Genomic DNA, 17501 nt, shown 5'->3' on the forward strand with positions numbered 1-17501 from the left:
GGAGGCCATGGCCCCCCGCCATGGCCGAAATCAGGCGGTGGTCGTCGTCAGGCGGGGGTGTACGCCAGGCGCACGTAGATGGGCGCGAAGGCCTCGGCCTGGGTGATCTCGATCAGGGTTTCCTTGGCGAGCTCCAGCAAGGCGATGAAGGTCACCACCAGCACGGTGCTGCCGCGCTCTGGCTCGAAAAGCTCTTCGAACTCCACGAAGCGGCGGCCCTGCAGCGTCTTGAGCACCATGCTCATGTACTCGCGCACCGAGAGTTCCTCGCGCGTGATCTTGTGGTGCTGCACCAGCTTGGCACGCTTCATGATGTCGCGCCAGGCCTCCTGCAGCTCCACCACGTGCACGTCGGGAAAGCGCGGCTGCAGGCTCTGCTCGATGTAGACCTGGGCCTTGAGGAAGTCGCGCCCGTACTGCGGCAGCTGCGACAGGCGCATGCCGGCCATCTTCATCTGCTCGTACTCAAGCAGGCGGCGCACCAGCTCGGCCCGGGGGTCCACAGGCTCTTCGCCCTCGGCCTGCTTCTTGGGCGGCAGCAGCATGCGCGACTTGATCTCGATCAGCATCGCCGCCATCAGCAGGTACTCGGCGGCCAGCTCCAGGTTGCGGCTGCGGATCTCGTCCACATACGCCAGGTACTGCTTGGTCACCCCCACCATGGGGATGTCCAGGATGTTGAAGTTCTGCTTGCGGATCAGGTACAGCAGCAGGTCCAGCGGCCCTTCGAAGGCTTCGAGGAAGACCTCGAGCGCGTCCGGCGGGATGTACAGGTCGTTGGGCAGGGCGAACAGCGGCTCGCCGTACAGGCGCGCCAGGGCAACCTGGTCCACCACGTCGGGCATGCCCTGGTCCTGGACCGCGGCATCGGCTTCGCTCGCGCTGCTGCTCATCAATTGCTATGAAATAAATAGCTTCAAACGCTTTGTGAAAAAGCGTTTGAGGCCGTTTTCATGCCGATAACCCGCTCAGTCGGCGTTGGTCTGGTAGACGTAGGGCTTTTGCTCGACCTGGCCTTCGCGGTACTCGCCCCAGATCTTGCGGTCCACCTGCTTGTCCCACAGCAGGGCGCGGCCTGCCACCTGCTGGGCGTCGAGCTCGGGCCGGCTCGCCTTGAGCTGGTTGATGAACTGCGTGGTGTCGGATTGGTAATCGGGGCGGCGGAAAATGGACATGGACTGGTAACCTCTTTTCCCTGATTTTACCGGGATGACCCCATGCCACCATTTTTTCGTGCCCTGGCAGCTGCCATCACCACCCTGGCGCTGCTCGCCGCCGCCGGCTGCGACCCCCAGCGCATCAGCGAGCTGCAGCCCGGCGTGTCCACCGAGGCGGACGTGCGCGACCGCTTCGGCGTGCCCGAAAACACCTGGAACGAGGCCGACGGCAGCCGCACCTTCGAATACAACCGCCAGCCGGCCGGCCAGGTCAACTACATGATCGCCATCGGGGCGGACGGCAAGCTGATCGCCGTGCGCCAGGTGCTCACGCCCGAGAACTTCGCCCGGGTGCAGCCCGGCATGGGCATGGACGCCGTGCGCCGCCTGCTGGGCAAGGCCGCCAAGGTGTCGCCGTACCCGCTCAAGGACGAGATCCATGTGCAGTGGCGCTTTGCCAACGCGCGCAACGAGTCGCAGGTGTTCACCGTGGTCCAGGGGCCGGGCGCGAAGGTGCTGCGTACCGAGACCGGGCCTGATCTGGATGCACCGGAGCTGAAGGGCGGAAAGTAAGTAGCTGCTATTGCTGTGCGCCGGGCTGTGCGGCCAGCCGGTCGGCGAAGCCCGAGCGCTCCATCAGCGAGCGCGGCTGTTCGTGCAGGTGCACGATGTGCAGGGTTCCGCCGCGCTGCTCCACCGCCTTGAGCACCTGGCCGAGGGCATCCAGGCCGGTGGTGTCGAGCGCCACCAGCTCGCTCGCGTCCAGCACCAGGTCCACGCCCGCGGGGCCAGCCTCCACCGCCTGCACGATGGGGTCGATCTTGGCAGCCGCGCCGAAGAACAGGGCGCCGTGCAGCCGCCAGGTCTGGGGCGCCCGCCCCGGCGTGGTCGCGGCAGCAGGCGGTTGCAGTTCGGCCTTGAACAGCCCGCTCATGCGCCGCACGAACAGGGCGCAGGCCATGAACAGGCCCACCTCGACCGCCACCGTGAGGTCGAACACGACAGTGAGGAAGAAGGTGCCCAGCATCAGCAGCCGGTAGTGGTTGCTGAACTGGCGCAGGCGCACGAACTCGTGCCACTCGCCCATGTTCCAGGCCACGAACAGCAAGATGCCCGCCAGCACTGCCAGCGGGATGTGCAGTGCCAGCGGGGCCGCGGCCAGCACGATCAGCGCCAGCGTGGCGGCATGCACGATGCCGGCGATGGGTGAGGTAGCGCCCGAGCGGATGTTGGTCACCGTGCGCGCAATGGTGCCCGTGGCCGGCATGCCGCCGAAGAAGGGCACGACCAGGTTGGCCACACCCTGGGCCATGAGCTCCTGGTTGGGGTCGTGCTTGCGGTGGTGGCTGTCGGTGGCCAGCTGGTCGGCCACGCGCGCGCACAGCAGTGATTCGATGGCGCCCAGCAGGGCGATGGTGAGCGTGGGCGTGACCAGGAGGCGCACCGTCTCCCACGAGAAGTCGGGCAGCTCGAAGGCCGGCAGGCCCTGCGGAATGCCGCCAAAGCGCGAGCCGATGGTCTCCACCGGGAATTCGAGCGCCCAGGCCAGCAGGCTCAGCGTGACCAGGGCCACCACGGGCGCGGGCACGCGCGCAAAGCTGTGCACGCTGTAGCCATCCATGAGCCGCACCACAGGCGAGCCCTTCATGAACAGCCGTGGCCACACGAACAGGCCCACCACGCACACGGCGCCCAGGCCGAAGGCATAGGGGTTGAAGCTGTCGATGTGGCGCGCCAGCGTGGCCACCTGCGAGAAGAAGTCGCCCGGCATGCGCGCGATGGACAGGCCCAGCCAGTCCTTGAGCTGCGAGAGCGCGATCAGCACGGCGATGCCGTTGGTGAAGCCGATGACGATGCTCACGGGCACGAAGCGCACCAGCGTGCCCAGCCGGAACAGGCCCAGCAGCACCAGCAGCACGCCCGCGCAGGCGGTGGAAATGAGCAGGTTGGCCACGCCATAGCGCTCGACGATGCCGTAGACGATGACGATGAAGGCCCCCGCCGGCCCGCCGATCTGCGCGTTGGTGCCGCCCAGCGCCGAGATCAGGAAGCCGGCGATGATGGCCGTCCACAGCCCCGCGCCCGGTGGCAGGCCGCTGGCGATCGCAAAGGCCATCGCCAGGGGCAGGGCCACGATGCCCACGGTGATGCCCGCGCCGACATCGGCCAGGCAGCGGCTGCGGTTGTAGCCGCTCAGGGCATCGATCAGCCGCGGGTGGAAGGCGAAGGACAGCTGCATGGCAAGGAGGGCACCAGTGTATTCCCGGGCACCGCAGGCGCAATACCGGACCACGGTGCCGCAGAGGGATGGAAGGTGCCGGGAATGCAAGCATTTCCTGTGCCGGCCCCTGGCATGGTGCGGTTCTGGCGCAGTGCTTGCTTGTTCTCGTGCCATCTCCACTGTCCGATGACCGCTGTATGCTGATGGACCGACCCATGCCCGATCCTTCCCCTTCACCCCTCCTCGACCCCGACACGCCCGAGTCGCTGCGCCACGGCACCTACGAGGACGCCCAGGCCATCTTCGCGGGCACGCTGTTCGTGGCCATGGCGCTCATGCTGTTCAACCAGGCCGGCCTGCTGGTGGGCGGCACGGCAGGCATCGCCTTCCTGGTGCACTACATCACCGGGGTGTCGTTCGGCAAGCTGTTCTTCCTCGTGAACCTGCCGTTCTACTGGTTCGCCTGGACGCGCATGGGGCGCGAGTTCACGCTCAAGACCTTTGTCTCGGTGGCGCTGCTGTCGGGCCTGACCGAGCTGTTCCCGCACGTCATGCACGTGGACTACCTCAACCCGCTGTTCGCCTCGCTGCTCGGCGGGCTGCTGCTGGGCACGGGCTGCCTGTTCCTGGCGCGCCACCGCTCCAGCCTGGGTGGCGCCACGGTGCTCTCGCTGTACATGCAGGACCGCTACGGCGTGCGCGCCGGCAAGGTGCAGATGGGCATCGACGGCGCCGTGGTGCTGATGGCGCTGTTCATCGTGCCGCCGGAGCGGGTCGCGTACTCGGTGCTCGCGGTGCTGGTGATGAGCGGCTTTTTGTGGATCAGCCACCGGCCAGGCCGCTACGTCGGGCACTGAGAACCTGTTCGCGATCAGAACCGGTACAGGTAGCCCGCCGTCACGGCCGGCTGGCTGGACCGGTCGACCAGCGGGCTGTCCTTGATGGCGCTGCCCAGGCGCGTGACGCCCACGTCCACGAACACCCATTGCCGCGGCGCCAGCGTATAGCCCACGCGCACGCCGGCCTGCAGGTTCACGGCCGAGCTGCCCTCGTAGGCCGGGCGGCCCAGGCGGGCCTCGCTGGCCTGCACGCCGTAGTAGTAGTCCACGGTCTTGCGGTCCTGCTGCTGCAGCGCCAGGCGCGGCGTCACATCCCAGGCGCCGAGCTGGAAGCGGCGCTCCGCCTTGAGCGTGAACTGGCGCCCCTTGCTGTGGCCCGAGGCATCGGCCAGCAGTTCGGCCGAGAGCTGCGCCGGCCCGGTGTCCCAGGTCGCGGCGGCGCCCAGCCACAGGCTGCCCTTGCGCTCGTGCATGCCGGCCAGCCAGGGTGAGTCCTCGGCCTCGTAGCCCTCGAAACCGAAGCGCGAGCGCAGCCGCAGGCCCACCGGGCCCAGCGAGGGCAGCTTGAAATCCACCCCGGGACCCGCGATGTGGATCCAGCGGTTCTCGTAGGTCAGCAGGGGCAGGGGTTGCAGCTTGTCGTCGAAATCGCGGTAGGGCTTGCGGTCGGCGCTGACGGCCAGGCCCAGGCCCCAGCTGGAGGCGCCTGCCTCCTGCGCCTGGGCGCTGGCTGGCGCCAGCAAGGGCAGCGTGGCGGCCAGTGCCGCCAGGAGGCGGATCGATGAATGCGGGAGGCGAATCGTCATGGTCTCAATTTCCACAAGAAGAAAGGGATGCGGGGCAGGGCGGACCTGCGTGGACAGGGGGCCGTCGCGGTGGTAGCTTTGCCGCGGCAGGCCGGTGGACTGTAGGAAGGCTTTCTTAGCCTGCCGTTAGCCACCCTGCATGGCGCTGCTCACGGCCGGCTAAGAATCCCGCGCTAGGCTTGCGCTGCCCCATTTCCCGAGGAGACCCCGTTGCGCGCATTGCTGGTGGAAGACGACGACATGATCGGGCGCGGCCTCACGCACGCCCTCAAGGGCGCGGGCTGGTCGGTGGACTGGGTGCGCAATGGCGAACTGGCCCACAGCGCCCTGGCCGATGGCGACTACAGCTGCGTGCTGCTGGACCTGGGCTTGCCCGGGCTGGACGGCACCGAGGTGCTGCGCCGCGCGCGCTCGCGCGGCGACCTCACGCCGGTGGTGGTGCTCACGGCGCGCGATGGGGTCGAGGACCGCGTGCTCGGGCTCGATACCGGGGCCGACGACTACCTGCTCAAGCCCTTCGAGATGACCGAGCTGCTGGCGCGCATGCGCGCCGTGGTGCGCCGGCGCAGCGGCGCCGCCCAGTCGCTGCTGGGCAACGGTGCCGTGCAGCTGGACCTGGCCACGCGCGAGGTGCTGCAGGATGGCGTGCGCGGCGCGCTCACGGCGCGCGAATTCGCGCTCTTGCATGCGCTGCTCGAGCGGCCCGGGGCCATCCTTTCGCGCGAGCAGCTCGAGAACCGCATCTACGGCTGGGGTGAGGAGGTCAGCAGCAATGCCGTGGACGTGCTGATCCACGGCATGCGCCGCAAGCTCGGGCCCGACGCCATCCGCAACGTGCGCGGCCTGGGCTGGCGGGTGGCGGCGCCATGAAGGGCGCCGTGCCCGAGGAGGTGCCCCGCTGGTACCGCCCGCGCTCGCTGCGCGGGCAGATCGTGCTGTGGCTGGCGCCCTGGATCCTGGCGGGCGCCGTGGTGGCGGGCGGGGCCTTCTGGGCCAGCTACAGCGCGCTGATCCACACCTTCATGCAGTACCAGATGGAGATACTGGCGCGCTCGCACCTGGCCGGCGGGCCGGTGCGGGCAGGCCCGGCGGAGGCTGCGGTCGAGCCGCTGCCCCTGCTCAGCCGCACCAACATCGTCGAATGGGGTGCCTTCGTGGTGCAGGTCTGGTCGGCCGACGGGCTCCTGCTCGCCACTTCCGGCCCCGACATCGGCGTGCCCCTGCAGGCCGCGCCCGGCCACCAGCGCCTGCGCACCAGCGATGCCTGGGCGCCGGGGTGGCGTGTCTACTCCACCCCCGCGGCCGGGCAGCACCTGCACCGCGTGCAGGTGCTGCAAAGCGAGCAGTTCCTGCAGGAAGAGGTGGCCGTGCGCACCCTGTACGCCATCGTGCCCCTGGCCCTGCTGGTGCCCGCGCTGCTGTTCACGCTGTGGCGGGTTGTGGGGCGTGCGTCGCGCTCGCTGCGCACCGTGGCCGACGAGGTGGCACAGCGCAACGACCGCAGCCTGGGCGCCATTCCCATGGGCCGCGTGCCCGAGGAGATCGTGCCGCTGGTCGGCTCGTTCAATGCCCTGCTGGAGCGGCTGGACGAGGCCTTTGCCGCCCAGCGCCGCTTCGTGCAGGACGCCGCGCACGAGCTGCGCACCCCCATGGCCGCCATGGCGCTGCAGATGGAGAACCTGCAGCCGCTGCTGCCTGAGGGCGAGGCACGGCAGCAGTTCGCCCAGCTCGATGCCGGCATGCGCCGCGCCCGGCACCTGATCGGCCAGCTGCTGCGGCTCTCGCGCCAGGAGGCGCCGGCGTCCATGGGGCTGGCGGCCGAGCCGGTGGACATCACGGCCCTGCTGCGCGAAAGCGTGGGCCAGCTCATGCCGCTGGCGGACCAGCGGCGCATCGAGGTGGGCTTCAGCGGTGCCTGCGCCGTGCGTGTCGATGCCGTGGCTAGCGACCTGCGCAGCGTGTTCGACAACCTGCTGGACAACGCGCTGCGCTACACGCCCGAGGGCGGTAGCGTCGAGGTGCGGCTGCACCCGCTGGCGGGTGGCCCGGTGGTGGACATCGTCGACACCGGGCCCGGCATACCGCCCGAGCTGCTGGAGCGGGTGTTCGACCGCTTCTTTCGCGTGCCCGGTGCTGCCGCCGACGGCAGCGGCCTGGGCCTGGCCATCACCCGGGCCGCGGCGCTGCGCCATGGGCTGCGGGTGGAGCTGCGGGCGCGGGACGACGGGCTGGGGGGCCTGGTGGCCAGGGTGCACCTTGCTCATGCGGGTGTAAGCCAGGGCTAATACGGGCCTGAGTCGCGCTGCCTAGAGTGGATGGACTCCCATCCCTTCAAGGTTCTCGCGATGAAGACACGCCTCTTTTCCTCCCCCGCCCTGGCCTGGTCCTGGGCCCTGCTGGCGCTGTCGGCGCTGGCCATCGGCCTCTTTTCGCTGCGCTATGCGCTGCCCGGCATGCCCTTGCCGTCGGACCTGCCCAGCCTCGCCCTGTCGCCCCGGCCTTTCGTCGTGCATGCGGTCAGCGCCTCGCTGGCGCTGGTGCTCGGGCCGCTGCAGTTCGTGCCGGCCTGGCGCTCGCGCTTTCCGGCCCTGCACCGCTGGGTGGGGCGTGCCTATGTGCTGTCGATTGCCGTGGCCTGGCTGTCGTCGCTGCCGCTGGCCGTGAACGCCATGACGGGCGCGGTGGCCGCCACCGGCTTCATTGCGCTGGGCCTGGCGTGGATGGTGACGACCGGCATGGGCCTGGCGCGCGCGCTGCAGCGGCGCTTTGCCGAGCACCGGCGCTGGATGGTGCGCAGCTTTGCGCTCACGGCAGCCGCCATCACGCTGCGCATCTACCTGGGTGCCAGCATGGCGGCCCAGGTGGACGAAGCGCTGTCCTACCCCTTCATCGCCTGGCTGTGCTGGGTGCCCAATGCGCTCGTGGCCGAGTGGTACCTGCGGCGCAAAGGCGGGGCGCAGCGCCCGCAGGCGCTGCAGTTCCAGTAAGGCTCAGCGCACGCGCATGCCCGGCGTGGCGCCCGGCCAGGGGTTGAGCACGTAGATGCCGGGGTGGGCTTTCTCGTCGCCATGGCTGGCGGCCAGCACCATGCCTTCGGAGACACCGAACTTCATCTTGCGCGGTGCCAGGTTGGCCACCATCACCGTGTGCTTGCCGATCAGCTCGGCCGGCTGGTAGGCGCTGGCGATGCCGCTGAAGACATTGCGCGTGCGGCCCTCGCCCACGTCCAGCGTCAGGCGCAGCAGCTTGGTCGAGCCTTCGACGGGCTCGCAGTTCACGATCAGCGCGATGCGCAGGTCGATCTTGGTGAAGTCGTCGATGCCGATGGTCGGCGCCAGCTCTTCGCCGCCGGGGGCCGCCACTTCGGGGGCTGCGGCTTCCGGCTGGGCCGGGGCTTCGAACAGCGCATCGAGCTGCTCGGGCGCCACGCGCTGCATCAGGTGCTGGTAGGGGGCGATGGCCTGCACGTCGCCGGCCACGGCCCAGCGCTGCATGTCGCTGCCGACAAAGCCTTCCACCGCGCGGGCCAGGCCCGGCAGCACGGGCGCCAGGTAGCGCGTGAGCACCGCAAAGGTGTTGATCAGCACCGAGCACACCTGGTGCAGGGCCTCGTTGTTGGCGGCGTCCTTGGCCAGGTCCCAGGGCTTGTTCTGGTCCACATAGGCATTCACCTTGTCGGCCAGCAGCATGATCTCGCGCGTGGCCTTGCCGAACTCGCGCGCCTCGTACAGCTGTGCCAGGCCGTCGCCTGCGCTGCGCACCTCGGCCAGCAGGGCCGCGCCGTCGACGCCGAACTGCGTGGTGAGCTTGCCGTCGAAGCGCTTGGTCAAAAAGCCCGCCGCGCGGCTGGCGATGTTGACGAACTTGCCGATCAGGTCGCTGTTCACGCGCGCCATGAAGTCATCGGCGTTGAAGTCGATGTCCTCGTTGCGGTTGGACAGCTTGGCCGCCAGGTAGTAGCGCAGCCACTCGGGGTTCATGCCCAGGCCCAGGTACTTGAGCGGGTCCAGCCCGGTGCCGCGGCTCTTGCTCATCTTCTCGCCGTTGTTGACGGTGAGGAAGCCGTGCACGAACACGTTGTCGGGCGTCTTGCGGCCGGAAAAGTGCAGCATCGCGGGCCAGAACAGCGTGTGGAAGGTCACGATGTCCTTGCCGATGAAGTGGTACTGCTCGGTGTCGGGCGCCGCCATGTATTCGTCGAAGCTGCGGGTGTCCCCGTGCTTCTCCTTGGGGCCGCCCTTGTCGAACCAGTTCTTGAGCGATGCCAGGTAGCCCACGGGTGCGTCGAGCCAGACATAGAAGTACTTGCCCGGTGCGTCGGGGATCTCGATGCCGAAGTAGGGCGCATCGCGCGAGATGTCCCAGTCGCCCAGGCCTTCGCTGGTGGTGCCGTCCGGGTTGGTGCGGACGGTGAACCACTCCTTGATCTTGTTGGCCACCTCGGGCTGCAGCTTGCCGTCCTGGGTCCAGTTTTCGAGGAACTCCACGCAGCGCGGGTCCGAGAGCTTGAAGAAGAAGTGCTCCGAACTCTTGAGCTCGGGCTTGACGCCCGACAGGGCCGAGAACGGGTTGATCAGGTCGGTGGGCGCGTAGACCGAGCCGCAGACCTCGCAGTTGTCGCCGTACTGGTCCTTGGCGCGGCACTTGGGGCACTCGCCCTTGATGAAACGGTCGGGCAGGAACATGTTCTTCTCGGGGTCGAAGAACTGCTCGATGGTGCGAGTCTCGATCAGCGAGCCGTCGGCCCGGTCGCGCAGGTCGCGGTAGATCTGGCGCGCCAGGTCGTGGTTTTCCGGGCCATCGGTGCTGTGCCAGTTGTCGAAGCTGATGTGAAAGCCGTCCAGGTACTGCTTGCGGCCGGCGGCGATGTCGGCCACGAACTGCTGGGGCGTCTTGCCGGCCTTCTCGGCCGCGATCATGATCGGCGCGCCGTGCGTATCGTCGGCACCGACGAAGTTGACCGCGTTGCCCTGCATGCGCTGGAACCGCACCCAGATGTCGGCCTGGATGTACTCCATGATGTGGCCGATGTGGAAGTTGCCATTGGCATAGGGCAGGGCGGTGGTGACGAAGAGCTTGCGTGCGGATGACGTCATGGGTCGTACTTTCTCAGGCGGAACCCGCGATTTTAGGCGCTCGGAGCCATCCTTTGCTCCGGCAGGGGCAGATGCCACAATGCGCGCCATCCAGAACAACAGGGGGACAGCATGGCCAAAGTGCGCTGGGGCAGGTGGGGAGCAGGGGTGGCAATTGCCGTGCTGGCGGGGGCGGCCTACCTGGCCTGGTGGCCGGTGCCGATCGCGCCGGTGGCCTGGAGCGCGCCTGCCGCGCCCGGCTACCAGGGCGTGCATGCGCCCAACCAGCGCCTGGCCGGGCTGCGCATGATCGACCTGAAAGGCGAGATCGGCCCCGAGCACATTGCGCTGGGCAAGGACGGCAGGCTCTACACCACGGTGCTGAGCGGCAACATCCTGCGCATGAACCCCGACGGAACGGACCAGCAGGTCTTCGCCAACACCGGCGGGCGCGTGCTGGGCTTTGATTTCGACGCGGCGGGCAACCTGGTGGCGGCCGATGCGGTCAAGGGCCTGCTGTCCATCGCCCCCGATGGCAAAGTCAGCCTGCTCACCGACCAGGTGGCCCCCGGCGACCCCATCCGCTATGCCGACGGCGTGGTGGTGGCCCAAAGCGGCAAGATGTACCTGAGCGATGCCTCGACCCGCTTTGCGCCCAGGGACTGGGGCGGCACCTTCGAGGCCAGCGTGCTCGACATCCTGGAGCAGGCCAGCACCGGCCGCGTGCTCGAATACGACCCCGCCACGCGCGCCACGCGCGTGGTGGCCCGGGGCATCAGCTTTGCCAACGGCGTGGCGCTGAGCCAGGACGAAAAAAGCCTGTTCGTCAACGAAACCGGCAAGTACCGGGTGTGGAAGATCGCCGTGGATGCCAACGGGCTGGACATCGGCAGTGCCCAGCCGGGCCCGCAGGCCCGGGTGCTGCTCGACAACCTGCCCGGCTACCCCGACAACCTCATGCGCGGGCGGGACGGGCGGATCTGGCTGGGCTTTGCCAAGCCGCGCGGCGCCGCCATCGACAACATGGCCGGCAAGCCCTGGCTGCGCAGCCTGACCCTGCGCCTGCCGCGTGCGCTGTGGCCCATTCCCAAGCCCTATGGCCATGTGATCGCCTTCACCGACGAGGGCCAGGTCGTGGCCGACCTGCAGGACCCGGCGGGCGCCTACCCCGAGACCACGGCCATCACCGAAACGGCGGACCGGCTGTATGTGCAGAGCCTGCACGCGCACGGCCTTGGCTGGCTGCCCAGGGACGTGCTCAAGGCGCCGTAGCGGATCGGCGGGGGAGGCGCCTGCCGCCCCGCGGGCATCAGCTGTGCATGAGCGTCGTCACCTCGGCGCCTGTGTCGGTCCAGCCGAAGAACTTGCACACCTCGGCGCGCATGGCCAGCGTGTCCTCGCGGCCCAGGGCCATGAGTTCGCGCGTATAGCCCGACTCGAACAGCAGGTAGCTGGCCAGGGCCGCACCGCGCACGTCGGCCATGTTGGAGGTGACGCCCAGGGCGCCGAGCATGGCGCGCACGGGGGTGGGCAGGTTGCCCACGTGGCGCGCGGCCACGGCGTCCAGGCGCTGCGAGGGGGCGATCACCAAGAGCTCGATGGGGCGCAGCGCGCTCTTGGCGCGCACCTCGGGCGGGATCAGCGAGAGCGTCTGGTTCACGCGCTGCACGCGCTCCACGTCCACCGAGAGCGCGTCGAGGAAGATGTTGGACAGCGCGTGCCCGGCGATCTGCGCCAACGAGGGGTAGGTCGGCGTGGGGTTGGCCGAGGCATCGCCCTTGGGTTCGTGCATGCGGCCGGCGCCCACCACCAGGATGCGCTCGGCCCCCAGGTGGATGGCCGGCGCGATCGGTGCCGACTGGCGCATGGAGCCGTCGCCGAAGAACTCCATGTGGTCCCCCATGCTGATGGCCTTGGCCGGGAACACGAAGGGAATCGCCGAGGAGGCCAGCAGGTGCTCGTGCGTGATGCGGTCGCGGGCCGCCTTGCGCTGCGAGCGCACCCAGGGCTGCAGCGGGGCGTCGCTCTCGAAGAAGGTCACGTGCTCCCCCGAGCTGTAGCTCGACGCCGTGACGGCCAGGGCCTTGAGGTGGCCCTTCTTCAGCAGGCGCGGCAGGCGCACCAGCGGCACCATCTTGACCAGCAGTTTTTCGAGCGGCGCATTGTCCAGCAGCGAGCGCGGGCGCATGCGCCGCCAGCGCGCCAGGGCCCAGCCCAGCGACAGCAGCGACAGCCAGCGTGCACCGCTGCGCAGCACGCTCAGCGAGTCCGCCCGGTACACCTGGTGCGCATGGAAGTCGCGCCAGACGCGCGCGATGCGGCGCACAGCGCGGTCGAAATGGTCGGCCCCGCAGGCCAGCGCCGCCGCATTGATGGCGCCGGCCGAGGTGCCGGTGATGATGGGAAAGGGGTTGGGCTCATTGCCCGCGCCACAGGCCAGGCGCAGGTCGGCAATGGCTTCGAGCACGCCCACCTGGTAGGCCGCCCGGGCGCCGCCGCCCGTCAGCAGAAGGCCCGTGGTGGGAGGGGCTGGTGGGGCAGGGCTGTCGGGTGGGTGCATCGGCGCGTGCGTGGGGGCTTTATCGGCAGTGCCAAGTGTGCTGCGTTGCGGGCAGCCCGCCACATGGGGAAACCCGCATGGCGGGGGGCGGGTCAGGCCTTGGCGAGAAGGAGGGAGGCGACGCCCGGGCCCTGCAGCACGGTGATGCCGTTGTCGCGCGCGAAGAGGCGGGCGTTGTCGGAGAGCTGGCCCTGGGTCATCACGTAGATGCCGCTGGAGGCCCCCTCGGCCTGCATGGCGGCATGCAGCTCGCGCACCGGCTCGATGCCATGGGTGGCGGCCTTCCAGCGTTTGGCACTGACCAGGGTGGCCTGGCCGCCCTTGGCCACGACGCGCAGGTCCACGGGGCCTGCCTTGGGCTTTTCCACCGTGCAGCCATCGCGCACCCAGGCGGCCTCCAGCGCATCGGCAAACTGGCGCCAGGGCATGCTGTTCACGGCGCCCAGCATTTCCTCGACCTTGGCGGGGCTCGGCGCCCGCAGCTGGCGCCAGGCCGCAATGCAGCCCACGACGAAGATCGGCAGCGTGCCCACGGCGCCGACATAGGCGTACTCGCGCGGCAGCAGGGCGCCGGCGCCCAGTGCGATCACCCCCACCACCAGGAAGCTGACCCACCAGGGCGAGCGCAGCAGCACAGCAAACAGGGATTTCTCGGCCATCTTGAATTTCACGGGGGGCTTTCGGGAGTCGGTGACAGAAGGGGGGAAGACGCGCATTGTCCCGCACTTGGATCGGGGAAGTTCCTCTTCGATAGACTACCTCCCCCACAGGAGTTAATTGCATGGCAGTCACCGAACAGGGCCTTCTGGCCGCACTTTCCAGCGTACAAGACCCGCACACGGGCAAGGACTATGTCAGCACGCGTGCGCTGCGCAATGTGCAGATCAGCGGCGGCGACGTGGCCTTCGAGGTGGAACTCGGCTACCCGGCCAGGAGCCTGGTCCCCGAGCTGCGCCGCAGCCTGGTGGCCGCGGCCAAGGGCGTGGCCGGGGTGGACAACGTCTCGGTCAACATCACCACCAAGGTGCTGGCCCACGCCGTGCAGCGTGGCGTGCAGCTGCTGCCCCAGGTGAAGAACATCATTGCCGTGGCCTCGGGCAAGGGTGGGGTGGGCAAGAGCACCACGGCGGCCAACCTGGCCCTGGCCCTGGCGGCCGAGGGCGCCAGCGTCGGCGTGCTCGACGCCGACATCTACGGCCCGAGCCAGCCGATGATGCTGGGCATCAGCCGCCGCCCCGAGAGCGAGGACGGCAAGACCATGGAGCCGCTGGAGAACTACGGCGTGCAGGTCATGTCCATCGGCTTCCTGGTCGACCAGGACGAAGCCATGATCTGGCGCGGCCCCATGGCCACGCAGGCGCTGGAGCAGCTGCTGCGCCAGACCAACTGGAAGGACCTCGATTACCTGATCATCGACATGCCGCCCGGCACCGGCGACATCCAGCTCACGCTGTCCCAGCGCGTGCCCATGACCGGCGCGGTGATCGTCACCACGCCGCAGGACATCGCCCTGCTGGATGCCAAGAAGGGCATCAAGATGTTCGAGAAGGTGGGCGTGCCCATCCTGGGCATCGTCGAGAACATGGCCGTGCACGTGTGCAGCAACTGCGGCCACGTGGAGCACATCTTCGGCGCCGATGGCGGCAAGAAGATGGCGGCCGACTACGGCATGGACTACCTGGGCGCGCTGCCGCTGGACATGCAGATCCGCCTGCAGGCCGACAGCGGCAAACCCACCGTGGTGGCCGACCCCGATGGTGACGTGGCGCAGATCTACAAGAGGGTGGCGCGCACCGTGGCCGTGAAGATCGCCCAGCAGGCCAAGGACTTCTCATCCAAGTTCCCGACCATCTCGGTCAGCAAGGACACCTGAGCGTGCGCCTGCGCAAGGCCTGGCAGCCGGGTGGTGAAAGGGCGGCGCGGCGATGAACCTGCTGGCCGCCATGCGCTACCTCGTCTCGCTGGACGAGCACCGCCATTTCGGCCGGGCGGCGCAGGCCTGCCACATCACCCAGCCAGCGCTGTCGAACGCGCTGCGGGCGCTGGAGGAGGAGTTCGGCGTCGTCATCGTGCAGCGGGCACGCTCCTACGTGGGCCTGACCCACGAGGGCGAGGCCGTGCTGGCCACGGCGCAGCGCATGCTGCGCGACAACGAGGTCCTGCGCCAGGAGCTGCGCAGCACCGAGATCGCGCCGCAGGGGCGCCTGCGCATGGCGTCCACGCCCACGGCAGTGCCCATCCTCTCGCGCTTTGCCGCCCTGCTGCAGGCGCGCCACCCGGGCATCCTGCCCGTGGTGCTGTCCATGAGCTCGCAGGAGCTCGAGCAGCGGCTCGAAGACCTGTCGCTGGACCTGGCCGTGGGCTACAGCGAGCGCATGCAGGCCAAGCGCGTGAACCTGCGCTCCTGGCCGCAGTGCAACGAGCACTACTACCTGCTGCGCCGCGCACGCACGCCCGACCCGGACCGCCTGCGCATCGGCCCCCCCATGCGCTGGAAGGACGCCGGCCAGCTGCCGCTGTGCCTGCTCACCCCCGACATGCACAACCGCTTCATCATCGACGAGGCCCTGCGCGAGGCGGGCGCGCCGGTGCCGCCGGCCATCGAGACCAACTCGGTGCTGACACTGGTGCTGTCCGTGCTGTCGGGCGAGGTCTGCAGCGTGCTGCCGGGCGCCATGGTGGCCGCCGCGCGCAGCGAGCGCGGCCTGGAGGCCCTGCCCCTGGTCGATCCCGACGTGCGCACCCCCATCGGCTTCATGACCCAGCGCGGTCCGCGCGTGTCCCGGGCGCTCGAAGCCGCGCTCGAACTGCTGGACCTGCCCGCCTGGCGCGAGCACGTGGCAGAGCACTGCGGCGAGTTGAAGTCTTAGCCAAATCCCCCGGGGGCGCATCCCCCAAGACGGACGGCCCAGCCCGGCGAGGCAATCCTTGCGCGGGGCTGCGAGTTGGGCCGTGCGGGCTGATTGCGCGACATATGCAATGTGCTGCATATGCGAGCGATTTCCATTCGCGTTCATTCAACTGCTGAATCGCACCATGTGCCGATTCAATTTGACGCACCAGGGATCCTGTTCAGACACTCCGCTCGGCGCATTGACCTGCGTCAATAAGAAAAGCGCTTGCGCAACATCACAGGAGAGAGAACATATGAATGCATCATCGGCAGGCACCGCGACCATGCCTGAGTCCTTCGCGGCTCCTGGTTTTCTGGACAAGGAGCGCATCATTGCGGGGCCTGGCTTCAACCGGTGGCTGGTGCCGCCGGCTGCCCTGGCGATCCACCTGTGTATCGGCATGGCCTATGGCTTCTCGGTCTTCTGGCTGCCCCTGTCCAAGGCACTGAGCACGGCGGGCGCGGGCGCGGCCTGCCCCAAGGACATGAGCTTCTTCGCCGAGCTGTTCGCCTCCGGCTGCGACTGGCGTGTGGCCACGCTGGGCTGGATGTACACCCTGTTCTTCGTCTTCCTGGGCTGCTCGGCCGCCATCTGGGGCGGCTGGCTGGAGCGTGCCGGCCCGCGCAAGGCCGGCGTGGTCTCGGCCGTGTGCTGGTGCGGCGGCATGCTGCTGTCGGCGCTGGGCATCCACCTGCACCAGTTCTGGCTCATGATCCTGGGCTCGGGCGTGATCGGGGGCATCGGGCTGGGGCTCGGTTACATCTCCCCCGTGTCCACGCTGATCAAGTGGTTCCCCGACCGGCGCGGCATGGCCACCGGCATGGCCATCATGGGCTTTGGCGGCGGCGCGATGATCGGCTCGCCCCTGGCGGTGGACCTGATGAAGAACTTCTCCAGCCCCACCGACGTGGGCGTGATGCAGACCTTCGTGGTCATGGCGCTGGTGTACTTCGTGTTCATGATGGCCGGTGCACTGGGCTACCGCGTGCCGCCCACGGGCTGGAAGCCCGCCGGCTGGACGCCGCCACCCCCCTCGGCCAACGCCATGATCACCCAGCGCCACGTGCACGTGAAGCGCGTCTGGGGCATCCCCCAGTTCTGGCTCATCTGGGTCGTGCTGTGCATGAACGTGAGCGCCGGCATCGGCGTGATCGGCATGGCCTCGCCCATGCTGCAGGAAGTCTTCGGCGGCGGCCTGATCGGCGTGTCGCAGAAGTTCGGTGAGCTCGACAAGGCCCAGCTGGCCGCCATCGCGGCCGTGGCCGGCGGCTTCACGGCGCTGCTGTCGCTGTTCAACATCGGCGGCCGCTTCTTCTGGGCCAGCCTGTCCGACAAGTTCGGCCGCAAGATGACCTATGTGATCTTCTTCGTGCTCGGCGGCCTGATGTACGCCAGCATCCCGAGCTCGGCCGGTGCCGGCAGCAAGCTGTTGTTCGTGGGCGCCTTCTGCGTGATCCTGTCGATGTACGGCGGCGGCTTCGCCACGGTGCCGGCCTACCTGGCCGACCTGTTCGGCACGCAGTTCGTGGGCGCCATCCACGGCCGCCTGCTGACGGCCTGGGCCACGGCCGGCATCCTGGGCCCGGTAGTCGTGAACTACATGCGCGAATACCAACTGGGCCTGGGCCTGCCGCGCGAACAGGTGTACAACCAGACCATGTACATCCTGGTGGGCATGCTGGTCATCGGCCTCATCGCCAACCTCCTGGTACGCCCGCTGGCCGACAAATGGTTCATGAGCGACGAGGAGCTGGCCCACGAGAAGAAGCTGGCCCACGAAAAGAGCGTGGCGGCCGAAGTCGGCGGCGGCCCCGGCAGCGGCGGCACGACCAGCCCCGCGGTGGTGGCCTTCGCCTGGCTGGCAGTGGGCCTGCCGCTCATCTGGGGCATCTACAAGACCCTGGTGAGCGCCGCCAAGTTTTTCCAGTAAGGAAGCGGATGGCACGGGG

16 protein-coding genes are annotated in these 17501 nt (G+C 68.8%); 9 read left to right on the forward strand and 7 right to left on the reverse strand.

Going from position 1 to position 17501, the window contains the following annotated elements:
- Positions 1-47: 47 nt before the first annotated feature.
- A complete protein-coding gene (locus PMI14_RS30870; protein WP_007861234.1) occupies positions 48-893 on the reverse strand; it encodes a ScpA family protein in 846 nt (281 codons plus the stop codon).
- A gap of 75 nt (positions 894-968) precedes the next feature.
- Positions 969-1175, reverse strand: a complete 207-nt coding sequence (locus tag PMI14_RS30875; RefSeq protein ID WP_007861239.1) for a DUF3460 family protein — start codon at positions 1173-1175, stop codon at positions 969-971.
- A 42-nt stretch (positions 1176-1217) separates the two neighbouring features.
- Here PMI14_RS30875 and PMI14_RS30880 point away from each other — a divergent pair, with 42 nt between their 5' ends.
- Positions 1218-1730: a hypothetical protein gene (locus tag PMI14_RS30880; RefSeq protein ID WP_007861248.1), complete on the forward strand. Its 513-nt coding sequence runs from the start codon at positions 1218-1220 to the stop codon at positions 1728-1730.
- 7 nt (positions 1731-1737) lie between these two features.
- Here the strand turns inward: PMI14_RS30880 and PMI14_RS30885 are convergent, their stop codons facing one another.
- The gene (locus PMI14_RS30885; protein ID WP_007861249.1) at positions 1738-3396 is read right to left on the reverse strand and encodes a SulP family inorganic anion transporter; all 1659 of its coding nucleotides are present in this window, start codon (positions 3394-3396) and stop codon (positions 1738-1740) included.
- Positions 3397-3593: 197 nt separating this feature from the next.
- Here PMI14_RS30885 and PMI14_RS30890 point away from each other — a divergent pair, with 197 nt between their 5' ends.
- On the forward strand, positions 3594-4235 hold the full coding sequence (locus PMI14_RS30890; protein WP_007861252.1) for a YitT family protein: 642 nt from the start codon (positions 3594-3596) through the stop codon (positions 4233-4235).
- Positions 4236-4249: 14 nt separating this feature from the next.
- Here PMI14_RS30890 and PMI14_RS30895 read toward each other — a convergent pair whose 3' ends face one another.
- Positions 4250-5023 (reverse strand): MipA/OmpV family protein, encoded by a 774-nt coding sequence (locus tag PMI14_RS30895; RefSeq protein WP_007861255.1) that lies wholly within the window; start codon positions 5021-5023, stop codon positions 4250-4252.
- 210 nt (positions 5024-5233) lie between these two features.
- Here PMI14_RS30895 and PMI14_RS30900 point away from each other — a divergent pair, with 210 nt between their 5' ends.
- From PMI14_RS30900 to PMI14_RS30910, 3 genes are read left to right on the forward strand one after another with little or no spacing between them, the layout of a single operon-like run.
- Complete coding sequence (locus tag PMI14_RS30900; RefSeq protein WP_007861256.1) at positions 5234-5893, forward strand: response regulator; 660 nt, start codon at positions 5234-5236, stop codon at positions 5891-5893.
- Positions 5890-7308, forward strand: a complete 1419-nt coding sequence (locus PMI14_RS30905; RefSeq protein WP_007861257.1) for a HAMP domain-containing sensor histidine kinase — start codon at positions 5890-5892, stop codon at positions 7306-7308. The genes PMI14_RS30900 and PMI14_RS30905 overlap by 4 nt, the downstream gene beginning before the upstream one ends.
- Before the next feature lie 60 nt (positions 7309-7368).
- Positions 7369-8010 (forward strand): DUF2306 domain-containing protein, encoded by a 642-nt coding sequence (locus PMI14_RS30910; RefSeq protein ID WP_007861258.1) that lies wholly within the window; start codon positions 7369-7371, stop codon positions 8008-8010.
- A gap of 3 nt (positions 8011-8013) precedes the next feature.
- Here the strand turns inward: PMI14_RS30910 and metG are convergent, their stop codons facing one another.
- The gene (gene metG / locus PMI14_RS30915; RefSeq protein WP_007861259.1) at positions 8014-10119 is read right to left on the reverse strand and encodes a methionine--tRNA ligase; all 2106 of its coding nucleotides are present in this window, start codon (positions 10117-10119) and stop codon (positions 8014-8016) included.
- Positions 10120-10230: 111 nt separating this feature from the next.
- On the opposite strand from metG, the gene PMI14_RS30920 reads away from it, so the two are divergent.
- Complete coding sequence (locus tag PMI14_RS30920) at positions 10231-11370, forward strand: SMP-30/gluconolactonase/LRE family protein (protein ID WP_007861261.1); 1140 nt, start codon at positions 10231-10233, stop codon at positions 11368-11370.
- Positions 11371-11407: 37 nt separating this feature from the next.
- On the opposite strand, the gene PMI14_RS30925 is transcribed toward PMI14_RS30920, so the two are convergent.
- Together PMI14_RS30925 and PMI14_RS30930 are read right to left on the reverse strand one after the other, a co-directional pair.
- Positions 11408-12658, reverse strand: coding sequence for a patatin-like phospholipase family protein (locus PMI14_RS30925; RefSeq protein ID WP_007861264.1), 1251 nt, complete (start codon positions 12656-12658; stop codon positions 11408-11410).
- 92 nt (positions 12659-12750) lie between these two features.
- Complete coding sequence (locus tag PMI14_RS30930; RefSeq protein ID WP_035206375.1) at positions 12751-13317, reverse strand: restriction endonuclease; 567 nt, start codon at positions 13315-13317, stop codon at positions 12751-12753.
- A gap of 122 nt (positions 13318-13439) precedes the next feature.
- On the opposite strand from PMI14_RS30930, the gene apbC reads away from it, so the two are divergent.
- The 3 genes from apbC to PMI14_RS30945 all read left to right on the forward strand — a co-directional run bounded on the left by apbC (position 13440) and on the right by PMI14_RS30945 (position 17482).
- Positions 13440-14531 (forward strand): iron-sulfur cluster carrier protein ApbC, encoded by a 1092-nt coding sequence (gene apbC, locus PMI14_RS30935; protein ID WP_007861267.1) that lies wholly within the window; start codon positions 13440-13442, stop codon positions 14529-14531.
- Positions 14532-14583: 52 nt separating this feature from the next.
- Positions 14584-15528, forward strand: a complete 945-nt coding sequence (locus PMI14_RS30940; protein WP_007861268.1) for a LysR substrate-binding domain-containing protein — start codon at positions 14584-14586, stop codon at positions 15526-15528.
- A gap of 277 nt (positions 15529-15805) precedes the next feature.
- Positions 15806-17482, forward strand: a complete 1677-nt coding sequence (locus tag PMI14_RS30945) for an OFA family MFS transporter (protein ID WP_007861273.1) — start codon at positions 15806-15808, stop codon at positions 17480-17482.
- The last annotated feature ends 19 nt before the right edge of the window (positions 17483-17501 follow it).

The organism is Acidovorax sp. CF316 (assembly GCF_000276605.1).
GTDB lineage: Bacteria > Pseudomonadota > Gammaproteobacteria > Burkholderiales > Burkholderiaceae_C > Acidovorax.